Origin of the sequence: Sediminibacterium sp. C3 (assembly GCF_000508085.1) — a bacterium.
Taxonomy (GTDB): domain Bacteria; phylum Bacteroidota; class Bacteroidia; order Chitinophagales; family Chitinophagaceae; genus Sediminibacterium.
The window spans coordinates 360180-377687 of the sequence record NZ_KI669560.1; the positions used below are offsets into that span (position 1 = coordinate 360180).

General features: G+C 41.6%; 13 protein-coding genes and 1 pseudogene. 8 read left to right on the plus strand and 6 right to left on the minus strand.

Translation table 11 applies throughout. The features are described from left to right. The first annotated feature begins 24 nt into the window (after positions 1-24). Positions 25-735, plus strand: coding sequence for a hypothetical protein (locus tag F777_RS0101750; protein WP_026750542.1), 711 nt, complete (start codon positions 25-27; stop codon positions 733-735). A 141-nt stretch (positions 736-876) separates the two neighbouring features. Here F777_RS0101750 and F777_RS0101755 read toward each other — a convergent pair whose 3' ends face one another. Beyond that, positions 877-4059 carry a S41 family peptidase gene (locus F777_RS0101755; RefSeq protein WP_201767558.1) on the minus strand — a complete coding sequence of 1061 codons (3183 nt, stop codon included), beginning with the start codon at positions 4057-4059 and terminating at the stop codon, positions 877-879. Positions 4060-4170: 111 nt separating this feature from the next. Here F777_RS0101755 and pxpB point away from each other — a divergent pair, with 111 nt between their 5' ends. The 4 genes and pseudogenes from pxpB to F777_RS0101780 all read left to right on the plus strand — a co-directional run bounded on the left by pxpB (position 4171) and on the right by F777_RS0101780 (position 7765). Then, on the plus strand, positions 4171-4887 hold the full coding sequence (pxpB, locus tag F777_RS0101760) for a 5-oxoprolinase subunit PxpB (RefSeq protein WP_051408354.1): 717 nt from the start codon (positions 4171-4173) through the stop codon (positions 4885-4887). Positions 4888-4994: 107 nt separating this feature from the next. Further along, positions 4995-5863 (plus strand): annotated as a pseudogene (locus F777_RS0101770) (biotin-dependent carboxyltransferase family protein). Beyond that, positions 5823-6587: a 5-oxoprolinase subunit PxpA gene (locus F777_RS0101775; RefSeq protein ID WP_235785874.1), complete on the plus strand. Its 765-nt coding sequence runs from the start codon at positions 5823-5825 to the stop codon at positions 6585-6587. Before F777_RS0101770 ends, F777_RS0101775 begins: the two are co-directional and overlap by 41 nt. Beyond that, positions 6584-7765, plus strand: coding sequence for an NRAMP family divalent metal transporter (locus F777_RS0101780; RefSeq protein WP_026750548.1), 1182 nt, complete (start codon positions 6584-6586; stop codon positions 7763-7765). Before F777_RS0101775 ends, F777_RS0101780 begins: the two co-directional genes overlap by 4 nt. A 29-nt stretch (positions 7766-7794) precedes the next feature. Here the strand turns inward: F777_RS0101780 and mnmH are convergent, their stop codons facing one another. Then, positions 7795-8844 (minus strand): tRNA 2-selenouridine(34) synthase MnmH, encoded by a 1050-nt coding sequence (gene mnmH / locus F777_RS15330; RefSeq protein WP_051408355.1) that lies wholly within the window; start codon positions 8842-8844, stop codon positions 7795-7797. 38 nt (positions 8845-8882) lie between these two features. Here mnmH and F777_RS0101790 point away from each other — a divergent pair, with 38 nt between their 5' ends. Then, positions 8883-9374 carry a SixA phosphatase family protein gene (locus F777_RS0101790; protein ID WP_026750549.1) on the plus strand — a complete coding sequence of 164 codons (492 nt, stop codon included), beginning with the start codon at positions 8883-8885 and terminating at the stop codon, positions 9372-9374. Here F777_RS0101790 and F777_RS0101795 read toward each other — a convergent pair. Both F777_RS0101795 and F777_RS15335 read right to left on the minus strand, forming a co-directional pair. After that, a complete protein-coding gene (locus F777_RS0101795) occupies positions 9361-10260 on the minus strand; it encodes a DMT family transporter (protein WP_026750550.1) in 900 nt (299 codons plus the stop codon). The genes F777_RS0101790 and F777_RS0101795 overlap by 14 nt on opposite strands. After that, complete coding sequence (locus tag F777_RS15335; protein ID WP_051408356.1) at positions 10257-11354, minus strand: glycosyltransferase; 1098 nt, start codon at positions 11352-11354, stop codon at positions 10257-10259. Before F777_RS15335 ends, F777_RS0101795 begins: the two co-directional genes overlap by 4 nt. A gap of 171 nt (positions 11355-11525) precedes the next feature. On the opposite strand from F777_RS15335, the gene F777_RS0101805 reads away from it, so the two are divergent. Then, positions 11526-11765 carry a hypothetical protein gene (locus F777_RS0101805; protein WP_026750551.1) on the plus strand — a complete coding sequence of 80 codons (240 nt, stop codon included), beginning with the start codon at positions 11526-11528 and terminating at the stop codon, positions 11763-11765. 49 nt (positions 11766-11814) lie between these two features. Here F777_RS0101805 and F777_RS0101810 read toward each other — a convergent pair whose 3' ends face one another. Continuing rightward, positions 11815-13074: a pyridoxal phosphate-dependent aminotransferase gene (locus tag F777_RS0101810; RefSeq protein WP_026750552.1), complete on the minus strand. Its 1260-nt coding sequence runs from the start codon at positions 13072-13074 to the stop codon at positions 11815-11817. A 46-nt stretch (positions 13075-13120) separates the two neighbouring features. On the opposite strand from F777_RS0101810, the gene F777_RS0101815 reads away from it, so the two are divergent. After that, on the plus strand, positions 13121-14266 hold the full coding sequence (locus F777_RS0101815) for a hypothetical protein (RefSeq protein ID WP_152530832.1): 1146 nt from the start codon (positions 13121-13123) through the stop codon (positions 14264-14266). A 57-nt stretch (positions 14267-14323) separates the two neighbouring features. Here F777_RS0101815 and F777_RS0101820 read toward each other — a convergent pair whose 3' ends face one another. Then, positions 14324-17503 carry a VPS10 domain-containing protein gene (locus F777_RS0101820; RefSeq protein ID WP_037369671.1) on the minus strand — a complete coding sequence of 1060 codons (3180 nt, stop codon included), beginning with the start codon at positions 17501-17503 and terminating at the stop codon, positions 14324-14326. Positions 17504-17508: the final 5 nt, after the last annotated feature.

Consider the following 17508-nt stretch of genomic DNA (forward strand, 5'->3'; position numbering starts at 1 on the left):
ATCTTTTTGTGTAGCTGCGTGTACATGTGTAGTTCCTGTAATGAGCATAAAGCAACAGCTGAATTAACTAAGGATACGATAAGTTCAACTGTTAGTAAGCCCGTATATACAGACACGTTAGAGTCCTTTTTTCAATCAAAGGGCGTACTCGTATTTAATGCGACTGATAAAAATCTGAGTAAAGATGCAAAGATTTTAAATGACGATAATACCGTTTTCGCTACGTACAATTTGGCCAAGAATCAAATAGCAATTGGTGAATATCGGCAGTCACTAACTAATTTTCCCAAAGAGAATCAGATGTGCATACAGAATGATTTTTTCCCAAAAGAATTTTATCCAGAGCAATCAGTTATTCAATTTGAGTATACTAGTATAGTCGATGGTTTTGCAGAAGTTATCCTTAACAAGGAGAAGCAAATTAAAAAGCGAATAGAGCTAAAAGACAGTTTGTACACTGTTGTGCCTTGGAAAAAACATTTAATCGGCAGTATGGTTGATTTTAATCCAAGACTCAACCCGGTACATGAATCTAAATTTGACTATTCTGGTGTTATTACTTACGAAAGTGATGAGGATGTAGTTTTTGTTATAAGCGAGATATCAGGTGATTGGATGAAAATAGAATGTGCTGAAAGGTGCGGCTTTTCATGCCCAGCCGGGAAAAAAATAGCTGGCTGGATTAAGTGGAGAAAAGGTACTAAGTTGCTTATTAGGCTTGCTTACTCTTGTTAAATCCAATCTTTTAAATAGTTGTGTAAGAATATTTAAATGACAACCCCCTGGAGTAATCGGGGCGTTGTCATTTAGGACTAGACAAATACTAAAAAGGCCCCGAAATTTTCGAGGCCTTTGTACTAAATAGAATTTCTGTAATTACTTAATCGTCTTCATCAATTCTTTCACGGCTACTTCCAATTGCTGATCTACACCTTTCTTCACTACTTCGTATTCATTGTAAACTAAGAAGTCTGGATCGGTTGCTGCATTTTCTAAATACTTGCCCGCATTGGTTTTTACACCCACGGTTGGTGCGCCCCAACGGATTCCTGAATCCATTAGACTTTCCCATGCTGCAAAAGAACAAGTGCCTGGAACCTGTGTGCCCACTAACTTGTTTACATTTAGTTCTTGCACCATGAATGCATAACAATGTCCATCACTATAGTTCGCTTCATTCGCCAAAGAAATACTTGGCTTAGTCCAACGGAAATTGGGTTCATAGCCATTGCTTCTTACATCATTGGTATAGTTCATGAATTGCTTACCACTTAAGAAAACAGCTAGGTCAGCTACTAAGTCTCCCCCGCCATTGTTTCGGGTATCTACTACTACGCCTTTCTTTAAGAAATGTTTACCCATGATATCTTCATAGGTAGATCTAAAGGTACCATCACTCATACCAGGAATATGAACATAGCCTAAAGCACCTCCACTTAAGCGTTCTACTTCATCTGCATTTCTTTTTACCCAACGCTTGTACAACAAGCCATTCTCTTCTCCTGTACTAATAGCTTTTACTGTGATCTCTCTTTTAACGCCATTTTCATTTAAAGTAAGCAATACTGTTTTACCAGATTTTCTATTTAAGTATTGCGCCAGGTCCTTGTCTGCTGTTACCGTTTCTCCATCAATCATTTCAATGATGGCACCCGCTTTCACATTCAGTCCTGCTCTATCCAATGGACCTCCTACAATCACTTCTTCAATTTTAACACCATTTCCGGTGTAGGCTGCATCGTAAAACGCACCCAAAGAAGCCGTTGCGTCTCCGTTGGCATTAAAGCTTCCAAAAGATGCACCACTATGGCTCACATTCAATTCGCCCAACAATTCGCTTAGCATTTCACTGAACTCATAGTTGTTGCCAATGAAAGGAAGGTATTTTTCATAATCCGTTTTATAACTATCCCAGTTAATTCCATGGAAGGTTTTATTGTAAAATGTTTTCTTGGTTCTGCGCCATACATGGTCAAACATAGCTTGGCGTTCTTCACTCATGTTCACCAACATTTCTCCGCTAATACCTACTCTGTCTTGTTTGCTGCTAGCTACATCCAACTTAGTGATGCTGCCATCGCTACTGATGAAAATATTTTTCTGGTCTTTGTCCCATACCATACTGGCTCCATTGGCATTCAAGGGCACCAACATTTTGGTTTCCTTGGTTCTCAAATTGGTGGTCCATAAGTTCATGCCTCTTTCAAAACGAGCGAGGTAATAAAGCGTTTCTCCATCCTTGCTTACCAAGGCATCGCCCATAGACGAAGAGTGAATAGTAGCTCTTACCCTGCGCTGTGTTAATCCCTCCCATTCTATTTCTACGGCTTCAACTGCTGGCGTTTTTTTCTTGCTGGTATCTGCTTTGGCTTTTTGTTCTTCCATTTCTTTTACTAGCATCAACTCTTCTTTAGTCAATTTAAATCGATCCATAGCAGCCTGTGTAAAGAACATGAGGTAAGCATCGCTTTGAGCACCTCCGCTCATGGCAGCGCCTCTTAATCCATCCCGATTACTCTGCCACAACATAGCTTTACCACCCATTACCCATTTAGGACGATAGTCGTTGAATCCACTCTCGGTAATATTCATGATTTTCTTTCCATCTACACTGGCCAAACCCACTTCCCCTACTGCACTACCAACCACTGCATAATCAAACAACAACCACTTACTGTCTGGACTCCACTGAAAATATTGGTCGTTTTCTGTCCAGGCAAAAATTTGATCAGAGCCCAATACGGTTCTGCTTTGCTTGCTTGCAATATTGTAGATGCGCACATTGTTTCTGTTTTCTACAAAGGCAATTTCCTTACCATCTGGAGAATACAAGGGTTGTGTATTGTCGTTTGCATTGTCTAATACAGGGGTTTCTTTAATTAAAGTGGCTGCATAAAAATAAGGTTCGTCTGCTCTTACCTTACTGCTTTCAAAAATGCTCCACTTGTTATTGCGCTCAGCTGTATAAATAATGGATTTGCCATCTGGTGAAAATCCAATCCCCAATTCCTGTGTAGGCGTTGCAGTGATTCTTTTGGTTACTCCTCCCTCTACACTGGTTACAAATACATCGCCTCTATACAGGAAAGCAACTTCTTTACCATTAGGAGAAACTACAATATTGCTTCCGCTACTTACGCGCATCACTTGCTCATCGTTCTTTCTGGCATCTGCTAAAATGGTCACCCCTAATTTTTGCGGAGTTGCTCCCGCTTTCATGGTGTATAATTCCCCATCATAGCTAAAGCATAGGGTTCCATCATTGGCCGTACTTAAATAACGAACTGGATGTTTTTTAAAGGAAGTCAGCTTCTCTGATTTGCCGCCGGCAACCGACATTTTGTGTACATTGAAACTGCCACTCTCTTCACTTAAATAAATCAATTCTTTTTCGCCATTGGCAAAAACTGGATTGCGGTCTTCTCCGTTAAAACTGGTCAGCTTGGTATGCTTATCTGTTTTGGCATCGTAGATCCAAATATCACGGGTAATAGAAGAAGTATGGTGTTTTCTCCAGGCATTCTCTCCTCCCTTTTTATCGTGGTAAACCATTTTGCTACCATCCTTGCTAAATTTTACATCTTCAGCAGGGGTGGTTTGTAATTGAATAGGTCTGCCGCCATTCACACTTACACTATAGAGTTCGGGCATAGACCCTGTTGGGAATTGGCGGTTGCTGGCCAAATCCATTCTTGCAGAGCCAAAAATGATTCGTTGATTATCAGCAGAGAAATCGTAAGGATATTCTGCAGCTGAATGAAAAGTAACGCGCTTGGCTTCTCCCCCATTGGCAGGGATTGTGAAAATATCAAAGTTGCCATAGCGATCACTGGCAAACGCAATGGTCTTTCCATCTTTACTCCATACGGGCATATAATCGTGTGCTTCGTGCAGGGTTAATGCAGTGGCATTTCCGCCGCTTACCGGTACCGTGTATAAATCTCCTTTATAGGTAAACACAACGGTTTTACCATCCGGAGAAATACTGGAATAACGCAACCACTTGGGATTGGATTGCGCCTGCACCTGACCAGCCATTAAGGTTGCAAGTGTAAACATTGACAATATTTTTTTCATACATTTTTTTGTTGATTGGAAAGATATAGAAGATGAAGAGGATTTTAAAATCAATTACATGAGTGTCGGGAATTAAATAAGTACCTTTAAATAGTGGGAAATTCAGCAATACAGATATATCCTCTGGGAGATCAGGCCCTAACCATTGAATGGTCAAGCACCATCAATGAAGCGGCCAATCAAAAAGTTATGCAGGCTTTCCGCTATTGGCAAAAAAATCCTATTGCCGGGGTTACCGATCTTATTCCCGCATATAGCAGTTTAACTTTTGTGTACGATACAGCCATCATTCAACAATATTCCCGCGGCCAATCTCCTTTTACCTGGCTTAGTCAAAAAATCAATTCAACCAACTCAACAGCAACAACCGTTGAAGAAGAGACAGCGCCATTAATCGTTCCCGTTTGTTACGATCCCTCCGTAGCACCCGACCTGGAATTTGCAGCTCAATTTGCAAAATGCGCTGTAGAAGAATTCATTCAATTACATAGCAGTAAAATATATAAGGTTTATATGCTGGGATTCTTACCCGGCTTTGCTTATATGGCTTCGGTAGACGAAAAAATCCGGTTGCCCAGAAAAGAAACGCCAAGAAAATTAGTGGCTGCCGGAAGCTTGGGCATTGCAGGAGAACAAACCGGTATTTATCCGCTGGATGCCCCTGGTGGATGGCAATTAATTGGTAAAACGCCAATATCATTATTTGATATCAGTAAGGAAGATCCTTGTTTTTTTAAATCGGGTGACCGGGTAAAATTTGAACCCATATCATTAGATGCATTTCATGACTTAAAAAATAGTAAGCCATGAGCATTGAAATTGTAAAAGCCGGATTGTTCTGTACCATTCAGGATGGGGGCAGGAAAGGATTTCAGCATCTTGGCATTAATCCCGGCGGCGCCATGGACAAAGTGGCGATGCAAGTTGCCAATCTATTGATACAAAACAAACCCGATGAAGCCCTGATTGAATTTTTTTATCCTGCACCTGCATTTCAATTTAACCAGGCAGCTTTCATTGCGCTGAGTGGAGCAGATTTTGGCGCCACGATTGATGACACGCCCGTTCCTATTCATCAGCCCATTTTTGTGCCGGCCAATGCAACCCTTCGCTTTAACAAAAAACAAAAGGGCATATTGGGTATATGGCCATTCAAGGGGGACTGGAACTGAATGAATGGCTGAACAGCTTTAGCACCAATACACGTGTAATAGCAGGCGGGCTCGACGGAAGAAATCTAATGAAAGGAGATCTGATTGCATTTAAGTCTAAACCCCCTTTTTTGAAAGAAACAGAAGGGCTTCAGATTTTACCCTGGATAGCAGATACGAAAAGGTTATATCAGGTTGAAAGAATCCGGTATTTACCAGGCAGAGAATTTAGTTTGCTCAATCAGGCTTCTCAGCAATTCATGACAAACGCCCAGTTTACAATTCAAGCGGATAGTGACAGGATGGGCTATCGTTTGAAAGGGCCCTTGCTGCGTTTAAAAAAACCCATGGAACTCATTTCTTCCGGTGTTACCAATGGCACCCTGCAACTCTTACCCAGCGGGCAATGCATTGTTTTACTGGCTGATCATCAAACCACTGGAGGGTATCCCAGAATTGGTCATATCATACAGGCAGATATCCCCAGCCTGGTGCAACAGGCTCCGGGAACAATCATTCAAATGATTCCTGTAAATATGGAGACAGCAGAAAAAATCAACAAACAACAACTACAATATTTGCAGCAATTAAAGAATGCCTGTACCTTACAACTGCATGCTTACCATCGATATTAATTGTGATTTGGGCGAAGGGTTTCCCAACGATTCTTTGCTGATGCCATTTATCAGCAGCGCCAATATTGCCTGCGGATTTCATGCAGGCGATACAGATACCATCAAGCGGACCATTGAAAATTGTGTAAAAAATAAGGTTGCCATTGGAGCGCATCCGGGATTTAAGGACCGGGCTAATTTTGGCAGAACAGAAATGGTATTGTCCGACTGTGAATTGTACGATGTAGTGGCCGAACAAATTGAACTGGTGTTAAATATTTGTACAGAGATGGGCGCAATGCTGCATCATGTAAAACCACACGGGGCTATGTACAATATGGCTGCCCGTGATACTACTATGAGTTATATTATTGCTGGTGCAATAAAAGAGATCAATCCTTCATTGATATTGTATGGACTTAGTAATAGTTTTTTAATTTCAGAGGCAGAAGCCCTTGGATTAAAAACCGCATCGGAAGTTTTTGCGGACCGTACCTATACACCCGAAGGAATGCTGACACCCAGATCAGAAGCCAACGCCTTGCTGCATTCAACGGAGGAATCTTTGTCGCAGGTATTGCAAATGATTACTCAGCATCAGGTAATCGCAACCGATGGCAGCATTGTTTCCCTTAAAGCAGACACGATTTGCATTCATGGCGATGGAGCCCATGCGCTTTCATTTGCTGCTGCTATTTTTAATTCCATGAAAGACAATAATATTTTGATTAAACCCTGCTCATGAAGCCAAGCCCGAAAAAACAATCTGCCATTTTAGGTGCCGCTTTTTTAATGGCTACTTCTGCCATTGGTCCGGGTTTTCTTACACAGACAACGGTGTTTACACAATCCCTTGCTGCCAGTTTTGGTTTTGTGATTCTAATTTCTGTATTGCTCGATATTGGCGCACAGATGAATATCTGGAGAGTAATTGCTGTTACGGAAAAAAGAGCGCAAATCATTGCCAACGAACTCTTGCCGGGTATGGGGTATTTGTTGAGTGCTTTAATAGTGGTGGGTGGATTGGCTTTTAATATTGGCAATATTGGCGGGAGTGGATTGGGACTGCAGGTAATAACAGGCCTTGATCCGGCTTATGGAAGTGTTATCAGTTGTGTTGTGGCTTTAATTATCTTTTGGTACAAGGAAGCAGGCAAAGCCATTGATGGATTTACCAAAGTACTAGGGTTGCTGATGATTGGCCTTACCTGTTATATTGTATGGAAAGCGAATCCACCCATTGGTACAGCCATACACAGAACCTTCATTCCGGAAAAATTATCCGCAACTGCCATTGTAACCTTAGTGGGCGGAACCGTCGGAGGCTATATCAGTTTTGCAGGTGGACATCGTTTATTGGATGCGGGAATTAAAGGGGAAGCACAATTGCCATCGGTTAACAGAAGTGCCATTTCAGGAATACTCATTACTTCAGTGATGCGGTTTCTACTGTTTCTCTGTGTTTTGGGTGTAATGACCATGGGCCTTCCGATTGATGCGCAAAACCCTGCAGCTGCTGTGTTTCAGCAAGCAGCAGGCAATCTCGGTTATCGGTTTTTTGGTATAGTCATGTGGTCTGCAGCCATAACTTCTGTGGTAGGGGCAGCATATACTTCTGTTTCTTTTATCAAAACCTTTCACCCCTGGCTGGAAAAAAATGAAAAAGCCATCATCACTGCTTTTATCATTTTCAGCACTACGATTTATTTATTCATGGGTAATCCTGTAAAAATTTTAGTGACCGTTGGTGCATTGAATGGATTGATTCTTCCCATTGCTCTGGCCATTATTTTATTGGCAGCCTATAAAAAAAGATTGGTCAACACTTACCAGCATCCACTCTGGTTAACCATCACGGGTTGGATGGTGGTTGCCGCCATGACTGTCATGAGTGGCGTTACCATTATGAAATGGTTTAGCTAACTAAGTCCCCTTAAACTTTATTTTGATTACTAATCGACTTGTAATAAGCGAATCGCATTGCCCACTGGATCTACTTTCGGGCATTCAATGGTATGTATCAATTCGGCTGGATTTTCTCTGCGCAACGAGCCGGCATAATAGCCCTTGTCGTAGTACTTCAGCAGAATGGAAAAGCAGCCGGGAATATCATCTTCAATTAAACAGTTGATGGCTGTTTTGGTTTCCAATCCACCCAGGCGTTTTTTAATTCTGATAACGGCATTTACCAGAAACTCCTTATTAAATTTTCCGTAGCCTTTTATGATGTATTGCAATCGTTCTTCAAAAGGAATTTGCAGGAAGCATACTTTTTTATTTCGCATCTGCTTAAATAAAACCGTGGGAATATTTACATCTCCTATTCTTTGACTCTCGTCTTCCAGCCAAATGAAAGGATGTGTTTCTGAAACTTTAGCGGACTGATTCTGAAGGGCTTCAGCCAATTGGTTTTCAAACATTTCCTGACTGGGTTGTGGCGGTTGTCCCAGGTTGCCAAAGGCAGAGCCCCGATGATGCGCCAATCCTTCCAAATCAATAATAGCAGCGCCTCTGCGTTGTAATTCCTGCAACACTTCTGTTTTACCTGAACCTGTGTACCCACCTACAATCTGCATGGGATATTCTTTTACAAATTGTCGCAACACCCAGTTCCGGTAAACTTTGTAGCCGCCAACCAAGGTGTAAACTTTAAAACCGTAAAGATCTAAAAGCCAGGCTACTCCTGCACTTCGCATTCCCCCTCTCCAGCAATGTACCAACACCGTTTTATGCTCTGCGGAAGCAGTAATTTTTTCTACCGCTTCCACCATTTTAACCATTTTGGTGCCAAAATATTTGAGCCCGATTTTGATGGCTTTTTGCTTGCTTTCCTGTTTGTAAGCCGTACCTACAATTTTCCTTTCTTCATTATTGAACAAGGGCAGACTATGGGCACCGGGAATATGTGCATGTTCAAATTCTCCCTCACTTCTTACGTCGAATACAGGGAACTGTTTGCAGAGCGGTATAAAATCTTCTATAGTTAATTTGGTGATTGCCACATAGCAAATGTACAATGGAAATGGAGTAACTTTTCGGCATGAAAGAATTATTACTGGTGAGACATGCCAAGAGCAGCTGGGCCAATCCCGGACAGGATGATTTTGACAGACCGCTGAACGAAAGAGGACAAAAAGATGCACCCATGATGGCACGGAGAGTTATTGAAAGAGGGGTAAGCATCAATGGCATTATTACCAGTACGGCTTTGCGGGCCATTACCACTGCTCGTTTTTTTGCTGTTGAAAATTCAATTGCAGAAAAGGAAATTATAAAGCAGGATTTCTTATACCATGCACCACCCGAAAGATTTGTAAAAGCCATTCTGCAAATACCTGATACCATTACCACGGCTGCCATTTTTGCCCACAACCCGGGTATAACCGATTTTGTAAACCAGCTTACAGATGCACGCATAGATGATATGCCCACTTGTTGTGTATTTGCCATTAAAATCAATGCGGATTCCTGGATAGATTTTTCAAAAGTCAAAAAAGAATTCTGGTTTGCAGATTGGCCTAAGCGGATGTAACAGCAGGCTTCTTGTTAACCAGGTAAACGCCCGTAAAAATTAATACTGCAGCAACCAGTTTATAAATCGTAAAATATTCGCCGGCAAAAATCATGGCAAATATCGCCGCAAATACGGGTTGTGTGTAAATGAATGCGCCTGTGGCGGAAGAGCCAATCAGGGCAATGCTTTTCACCGTTAACAGATAAGCTACAAAAGTGGCGAAAATAGCTACATAGGCCAGGACCAGCCAATGACTGGTTTCAAAACCAGACCAGGAAGCTTCCAGCATATAAGGGAAACCAACAGGTAATATGCCGAATGCACCAATGGTAAATATCCAGCGCAGTACCTGTATCCCCGAGTACTTAGCCATCAGGGGTCTAACCAATACTAAGTAAAAGGCATATGAAATGGCATTGACTAAAACCAGGATATCGCCCAGCACCATATTGCTCGCAACGGCGCCAGAACTGTCTTTCATTAGCACCAATACCGTAGCGCCTCCAATCCCGCAGGCCAAACCCAATCCCTTCAGGAAAGTAAACTTTTCCTTTAATAAAAAAGCGGCAATGATAGTAATAAAAATAGGAGAGCCCAAAGACAATAGAGAACTATGTATAACTGTTGTGAGTGAAACACCCTTGATAAAAAAAAGTTGATTAATGACAATGCCGGTGAGTGCACATAAAGCAAATCGGGGTAAATCTTTTCTTTCAAATTTTACCTTGCCCGGTTTTAGTATAAATAAAATCCAGAACAAGACCAGCGTAACCGCTACCCTTACAAAATTCAGTGCAAAGGGATGTATATACTGCGGTGTAATGTATTTCACAGCCGTATAACTGCTTCCAAAAATCAGATTGGCCCCTAATGCTGCTGCAAATGCTTTATAAGATCTGCTCATTTAGGCAAAAGTAACAATAATGTACGCAGCTGTTCCAGATCGAATGGATCAATATTCATTTTACTGAAAGTAAAAGACTGTGCCTGCATATAGGCATCCTGCAAACTGAATTGCGACTGATCAATACGCAATAACCGTTTGTTTTGCATTAGAAGTTTACTGAGATACTCCTGCTCTGTTTGTCCGGGGGTTGGCACTACAATTAATTTTTTATCAATGGAAATAAGCTCCATCAACGAAGTATAACCGCCTCTGCTAATGATATAATCGGCCTGTTGCAATTCATTGGCCAGCTCTATGGTATCCAGGTGATTAAAGACGGTTACATGCGATGGAACTTCTATACTGGCCGTTTCTGCAGGCAGCCCCCTCACCAATAATACAGGCTTGGTATAAGTTTCCAGGTCTTTTAAGATTTTTCTTTCCAGCATGGTGCGCTGTGGCTCAGGACCAGAAAGTACTACTGCAAAACTATATTTAGTAGCACAGGTTACCCGATGAAAACGGGTGAGCAGCTTCATGTAGTGAACTGGAATGGAAGGCAGTTTAGCAGGGTGTGAGAGTTCGCCGGCCAATCCGGGAGCTGCTGCCATATCCGGCACCCAGCAAGCAGTAAACTTTTTTATGAAGAAATAATTTACCCATTGTATAATGCTTTGCACCCAACGATACGGTGCTTTAATAATTAGCTGATGCGTAATAAAAATGGATGGGATGGTTGGATGATGCACCCCATATCGGTTGTCTGAAATAATCAAATCAATAGGGTGTTCATCCGCAATCGATTGTACCCAGGCTTCTTCTCTTTTGATGGTTTTATAAATGCCGGGCATCTGAAACAATAATTTAAACAATAGGAGTAACCGGGATTTTGCATAGTGAACCCGATAGCCCGTTAAAGGAAGTATGGTTAAATCGGGAAATTCTTTCAACAAGAGTGCAGCCTGGTGTCCTTCGGCAGCTACTAGTACTTTGCAATTCAATTGCTGAAAAGCTTTGATAATAGGTATGCAGCGGGTTGCGTGTCCTAAACCCCAATCTAGTGGTGCAATTAATACGGTGGAAATGTTAAATTGATTACGCGAATCGGCCATGATGAATAATGTAAAATGATTTTATTATTTTAGTTGAACATATGAAAAGCAGAACAAACCAAATTATATTTTTACTGTTAGTTATGATGTTGGCGACTACGTCTTGTGGGATTTTTCAAAAATCGAACAAGTCTACATTTTGTGCTTGCCCGAAACACTAATTTGTAAATCATGAGTAGAGATTTGTTGGTGCTTACTAACCAGGCTTACTTATCTGCAGAACAGACTGCAACCATTGTAGCAGGATTAAACAAAGTACTGGGCCCGGTTGAAAACTGGGGAGCATTTTGCATAGCCAACGAAATCATCGACATCAACAGACATAAAATCATCACCAAAACGCATTTAGTGAAGCAAATATTACAGGACAAGCCAAATAAACCTTTCCTGTTTATTTGCAATAAAAATTAAGGTCGCTGATTTTTGAAGCCCTCAGATTGTATCGTTTAGCTCAACTCAATTAAGAAAGTTTTTCCAAAGCTGCGCCTAGCTGGGCCAGAACGGTTGGGATATCTTGCTTTCTGCAGGTTCCCACACTTAAACGATACCAGCTGCTATTGGCTCCGGCTCCAAATGCGGAGAAGGGAACAATGGCAATTTTGGCTTCGCTTAAAATATACTGGGTTACATCAGACTGGGTAGCGAGAACATTACCCTCCGCCGTTTTACTTCCCACCAGATCAATCTGTATGGTTAAATAAATAGCAGCCTGTGGAGCAATGGCATCTACTTTGAAGCCCTTTTGTTTTAAGGCAATGATTCCATCGTAGATACTTTGTAAACGGAAAGCTATTTCAGATTTAAAGTGTGTTAAGTAAGTGCCTATCGCATTTTTCATTGGCAGGTATTTGGCTACTGCATGTTGCTCTGCCATAGGCGCCCAGGCACCCAAATGACTTAAGATGGCTTTCATCTTCGCAATTACATTTTCAGGACCCAATGCCCAGCCTACTCTAACACCCGTTGCAGAGAATACTTTGGAAATACCATCTATGAAAATAGCATAGGGCTTCATGGCCGGATTCAGGGTAAGGGGATTATAATGAACCGTATCACCATAAGTTAATGTCCAATACATCTGATCGAACATCAGATAAAGTTTTTTCTCTTCTGGGCCGCGACTGGCATTCTCTTCCAGAATCAATTCGCAGATTTCTGCCAGTGCATTCTTGCCTAAAGTAGTACCAGTAGGATTTTGCGGAGTACATAAACAAATTAAGCTGGCTCCTTTAATATGAGGCTTAAGGTCTTCTACGGTTGGCATGAAATCGTTCTCCGGCAAACAATTCACTTCGCAGTGTTGTCCTTCGGTTAAATGTACGTAGTGATTGTTGTTCCAGGATGGTACGCCATACACTACTTTGTCTCCTTTATCTACTATTACTTTAAACAAAGCATAAATCAACGGACGTCCACCGGATGCTACCTGAATTTCAGCAGGCGTAAAATGCAGGCCTTCCCAATCCTGAATGAACTGACTAATGGATTTCCTTAAATCAAGGATGCCCTCCGCTGCAGGATAACTGGTCTTTTTTTGCTGATAGGCTTCAATAATGAGCTGCTCTAATTCAGCGGGAATAGGAAATTCGCCGGGATTAAAATCGCCAATGGTGAAATTATAAATGGTTTCTCCATTGCGGATTCTTTCATTGATGGCATTGCCCAATTTTACAATCTCACTTCCAATAAGGGTTTCTGCCAGATGACTCAGCTTGCTCATACAAAAATTTTGTGCAAGGTACAGAATTGCAGGTAACTTTATTGGTATGTATAAGCATTCCCAAATTTTACTATCTATATTGTGTTTAGTGCTATTCAACAAGGTTGAAGCACAGGACAATACATTAAAAATAAATTTATCCAAACAGAGCTATTTGCAGGGCGATTCGCTGGAAATACAAATTGTTAGCCCTAATTATTTAGACAAAAAACTAAAATCGGCCACTGCACATATCTGGTTAGATCATCTGGTAACCAAACAACGCTGGAAATTTCGCTTTCCCATGATTGAAGGAGAAGTGAATGCAGCTTTAAAAATCAGCGAGACAGTTCCCAGTGGCAATTATGCCATCAGTTGTTTAATTCAATCCGGTTTTTACAGAATTCAGGGACAGGTGCTTGAACGGGATAAAAAAGATACGGTCATTAATTACATGATGCGGACCAGTACCAAACAAATGATGGTAGACCGGGTTAAAGTGGATGCAAAAGGTTTTTTTACCATGAAGCCTATGTTGTTTCAGGACACAGCTTCATTTTATTTTTCCCCCATGCAAAAACCCAAGAAGAATTATTTAGCCATTCTTTTAAAAACACCAGTGGATTCTGTATTTGAGCCTGTTGAAACACAAACAGTATTTTTTACTGTAGGCAAACCAGGAGAATATGTAGAGAAAAAATTCAACTATACCCTGCTTTTAGACGACCCGGAAATTAGTACAGAAGGTTTGCCCAACGTTACGGTATTTGCCAAAACAAAAACCAAGCTGCAACAATTCGAAGAGAGCTATACCAGTGGATTATTTAAGAATGACAACGCTTTTGTTTTTGACGGTTTGGAAAGTGATGAATTGGTTCGGTCTCAGTCGCTGGCCTGGTTTCTGCAACAAAAAGTACCGGGACTAACCGTTGCTATTGACTCTGCCAACAATGAAGTATTTAAATGGAGAGAAGAAATTTGTACCATATTCATTGATGAGTTCGAAGTAATGCCTGGTGAACAATCAATGGTATTTCCGCGCGACATTGCCATGATAAAAGTTTTCAGACCTCCGTTTCAATACAGTTCTACCACAGGGTTCGGGGGGGCCATTGCCATCTACACGAAGAAAGGAAAGTTTGTAGACAACAATGGCGCTAAATTTTCTTTTATCTTAAAGGGCTATACCGGATTTGATAGTGAATGGAAATAAAAATCCCCGCTACTTTCACAAGAGCGGGGATGTATTAAATCATTGTTCTTAATCTAATTACTCCAAAGGCTTATAATCCTTAAAGAACTTCAGCGGAGCCGCTTCGGCCAATGCACGATACTGCTTCCAGCTGCCTTCGAACAAGGCATTGGCTTTTTGTATCACACTGTTCACCGCTTCTTCTGCATAACCCATTAAGCGATTTTCCTGCTCACCAGGAATGGTGGTTTTACCCATAATCAATTGTCTGGCTTCGCCCAATAATCCATTAATTGTTTCCTGCGGAATATTTCCATAGCCTTGTTTCAACTGAGGCTTACCATTCAGCATTTCGCGGATTTCTTTTAATGCATCTGTAACTGGCTTAGCAGCTTTGCGGATAGTATCAGCTGCTTTGCGATCCATGCTTGCATAACCAGCTTCTACTTTCTTCATAATCTCATCCACTTCTGTCAAACGATCATTCAAAGCAGTCAGCTTTATGATTGATTTTTCCATTCTTGCATTCGCAACCCGGATAGCATTTCTTACTGTCAATGGTGTTGGTGCATTCGGATCATCGTTCACTACAACAAATGTGCTGTCTTTTAAATCTCTGCCAAGGGTTAATACCACTTTGTATTTGCCAGGATTAACAGGCAATCCTCCAGGTTCAGCACCACCGCCACCTGCACCTCCAAAACGGCCACCGCCGCCGCCTCTTCCGCCGCCGCCTGCCTGGCGAATACCCTTACCTTCCATACCCCAGTAATATTTATTGAAGCCGGAATCTACGCGGGTTCTGAGGTTTCTTACATTTACCCCATACTCATCATAAATAGCCATCTGCAACGTATCGGAAATTCTATTTTTACCTGTATCAGCAGCCGTTTTATTTACGAAGAAAGTAATAGGAGCTCCTGTTCTTTTGTTCTCTCCTTCGTAAGTGCCATAAGTACTGTACTCAATACCAGAAGCATTTTTCATTTTAGCCTGGTATGCTTGTGGTGCTTCAAAAGCGACTAGCTTTTTAGCAAACACTTGACCTTTATTTGCCGCCACTTTTCGCAATGGACGAATATCATCTAGAATCCACAATGCTCTGCCAAATGTAGCGATTACCAAATCGGCCTCTCTTTCCTGAATGGCCATATCATAAGTAGATACAGAAGGATAGCCATTTTTGAACTGCTGGAAATTGGTTCCGTTGTCTAAGCTTACCCATAGCCCTTGTTCTGTTCCTACAAATATTAAATTAGGTTCTACTGGATCTTGAATCACACACAGTGCATAGCCAATCACTTTTTTCTCATCCACCATTCTTGTCCAGGTTTTGCCATAGTCTGTAGTTCTGTAAACAAATGGACGCATTTCACCTCTTCTGTAATCGTTCACTACTACAAAAGCTTCGCCACCATTGTGTTTAGACGCTTTGATTTGTGGAACCCATGCTCCCAAAGGCATTCCAGGTAATTTGCCTCTGAAATTGGTCCATGTTTTTCCACCATCTCTGGTCAATTGAATATTACCATCATCGGTTCCTACCCAAATAACCCCTTGCTCTTTTGGAGATGGCTCAATGGTTAAAATGGTACAATGGTTTTCTGCACCGGTAATATCTACGGAAATACCACCATTGTTGCTCTGATCAATTTTGGCAGAATCGTTGGTAGTTAAATCAGGAGAAATTAATTCCCAAGAAGCGCCTTTATTCGTACTCTTATTTACAAACTGACTTCCGTAATATATAGTGGCTTTGTCAAAAGGATCTTGTGCAATAGCAGCATTCCAGTTGAAGCGCTGTCTTACATTTTTACTGGGTCTGGGTGGTCTGATACTCCACTGTTCTCCGGTTGCAATATTATAACGGGAAACATTTCCTCCCTGACTCATCGTATACACCCAGTTAGGGTCTTCTGCATCAGGCATCACATCAAACCCGTCTCCACCGCTAACGCCTTGCCAGAAAGCGTTTCTGATTCCACTTCTTCTCCAAACATAGGCAGGTCCATGCCAGCTACCGTTATCTTGTAAACCTCCCATAACATTGTAAGGGATTTGATTGTCTACATTCACATGATAGTATTGACCCAATGGTAGTTTTTCATCAAACTGCCAAGTCTTACCTCTGTCTCTTGAAATACCGATACCCCCATCATTACCATCAATAATAAAATTGGCATCGTTTGGATGAATCCACCATGCATGGTGATCGGGATGGATACCACTGTAAGGAATAACTGGCTTCCAGGTTTTACCTGCATCATCACTTACATTGATTACCTGATTGATATTGTAAATTCTGTTTTCATTTTTGGTATCTACCGCAATGTCCTGAAAATAAAAAGCACGATTGGTTACCACAGCTGGATCGCTGTTTACCAACTCCCATTTAAATCCACCATCATCGGATTTATACAAGCCATTCTTGGTGGCTTCCACCAATGCATATACGCGGTTCGGATCGGTACGAGCAATGCTGATTCCGATACGGCCATAATCGCCCTCGGGCAAACCATGCTCCTTACCTAATTTGGTAAAAGTTTTACCGCCATCCATGGTTACATAAAAACCACTTCCGCTTCCACCACCTTTTAAGCTCCAGGGTGTGCGCTTGTGCTCGTACATATTCACAAACAACTTATTGGGATTCGCAGGGTCCATTACCATATCACCTACACCACTGTTTTGATTGGTGTATAAAATTTGCTTCCAAGTTTCTCCTCCATCGGTTGTTTTATAAACGCCTCTTTCGGGATGATCTGCAAATGGATTACCCATTGCACCTACATATACCACATCCGGATTGGTTGGGTCAATGATGATGCGATGAATATTGCGGGTCTTTTCTAAACCCATGCGCTTCCAGGTTTTTCCACCGTCTAAACTTTTGTAAATTCCTTCTCCTAAGCTGATTGAATTACGAGGATTACCTTCTCCAGTTCCTGCCCAAACCACGCTGGGATTGGATTGTACCAACGCTATTGCACCTATATTCTGTATGGGTTGGTCGTCAAAAATGGGCGTCCACGAAGCACCTCCATTTTCAGTTTTCCATACGCCACCACTGGCTGTGCCCAAAAAGATAATATTGGGATTGGTCCACACCGCATCAATGGCAGTTACACGACCACTCATGCCTGCCGGCCCAATATTACGGGGCTTCATGTTTTTAAAGTGTTTGGATAAATCTACCTGCTGGGCATACACAGCAAAACTGGCTGCAATACCCACAAAGGCTAAGAGTAATTTTCTCATAAAGG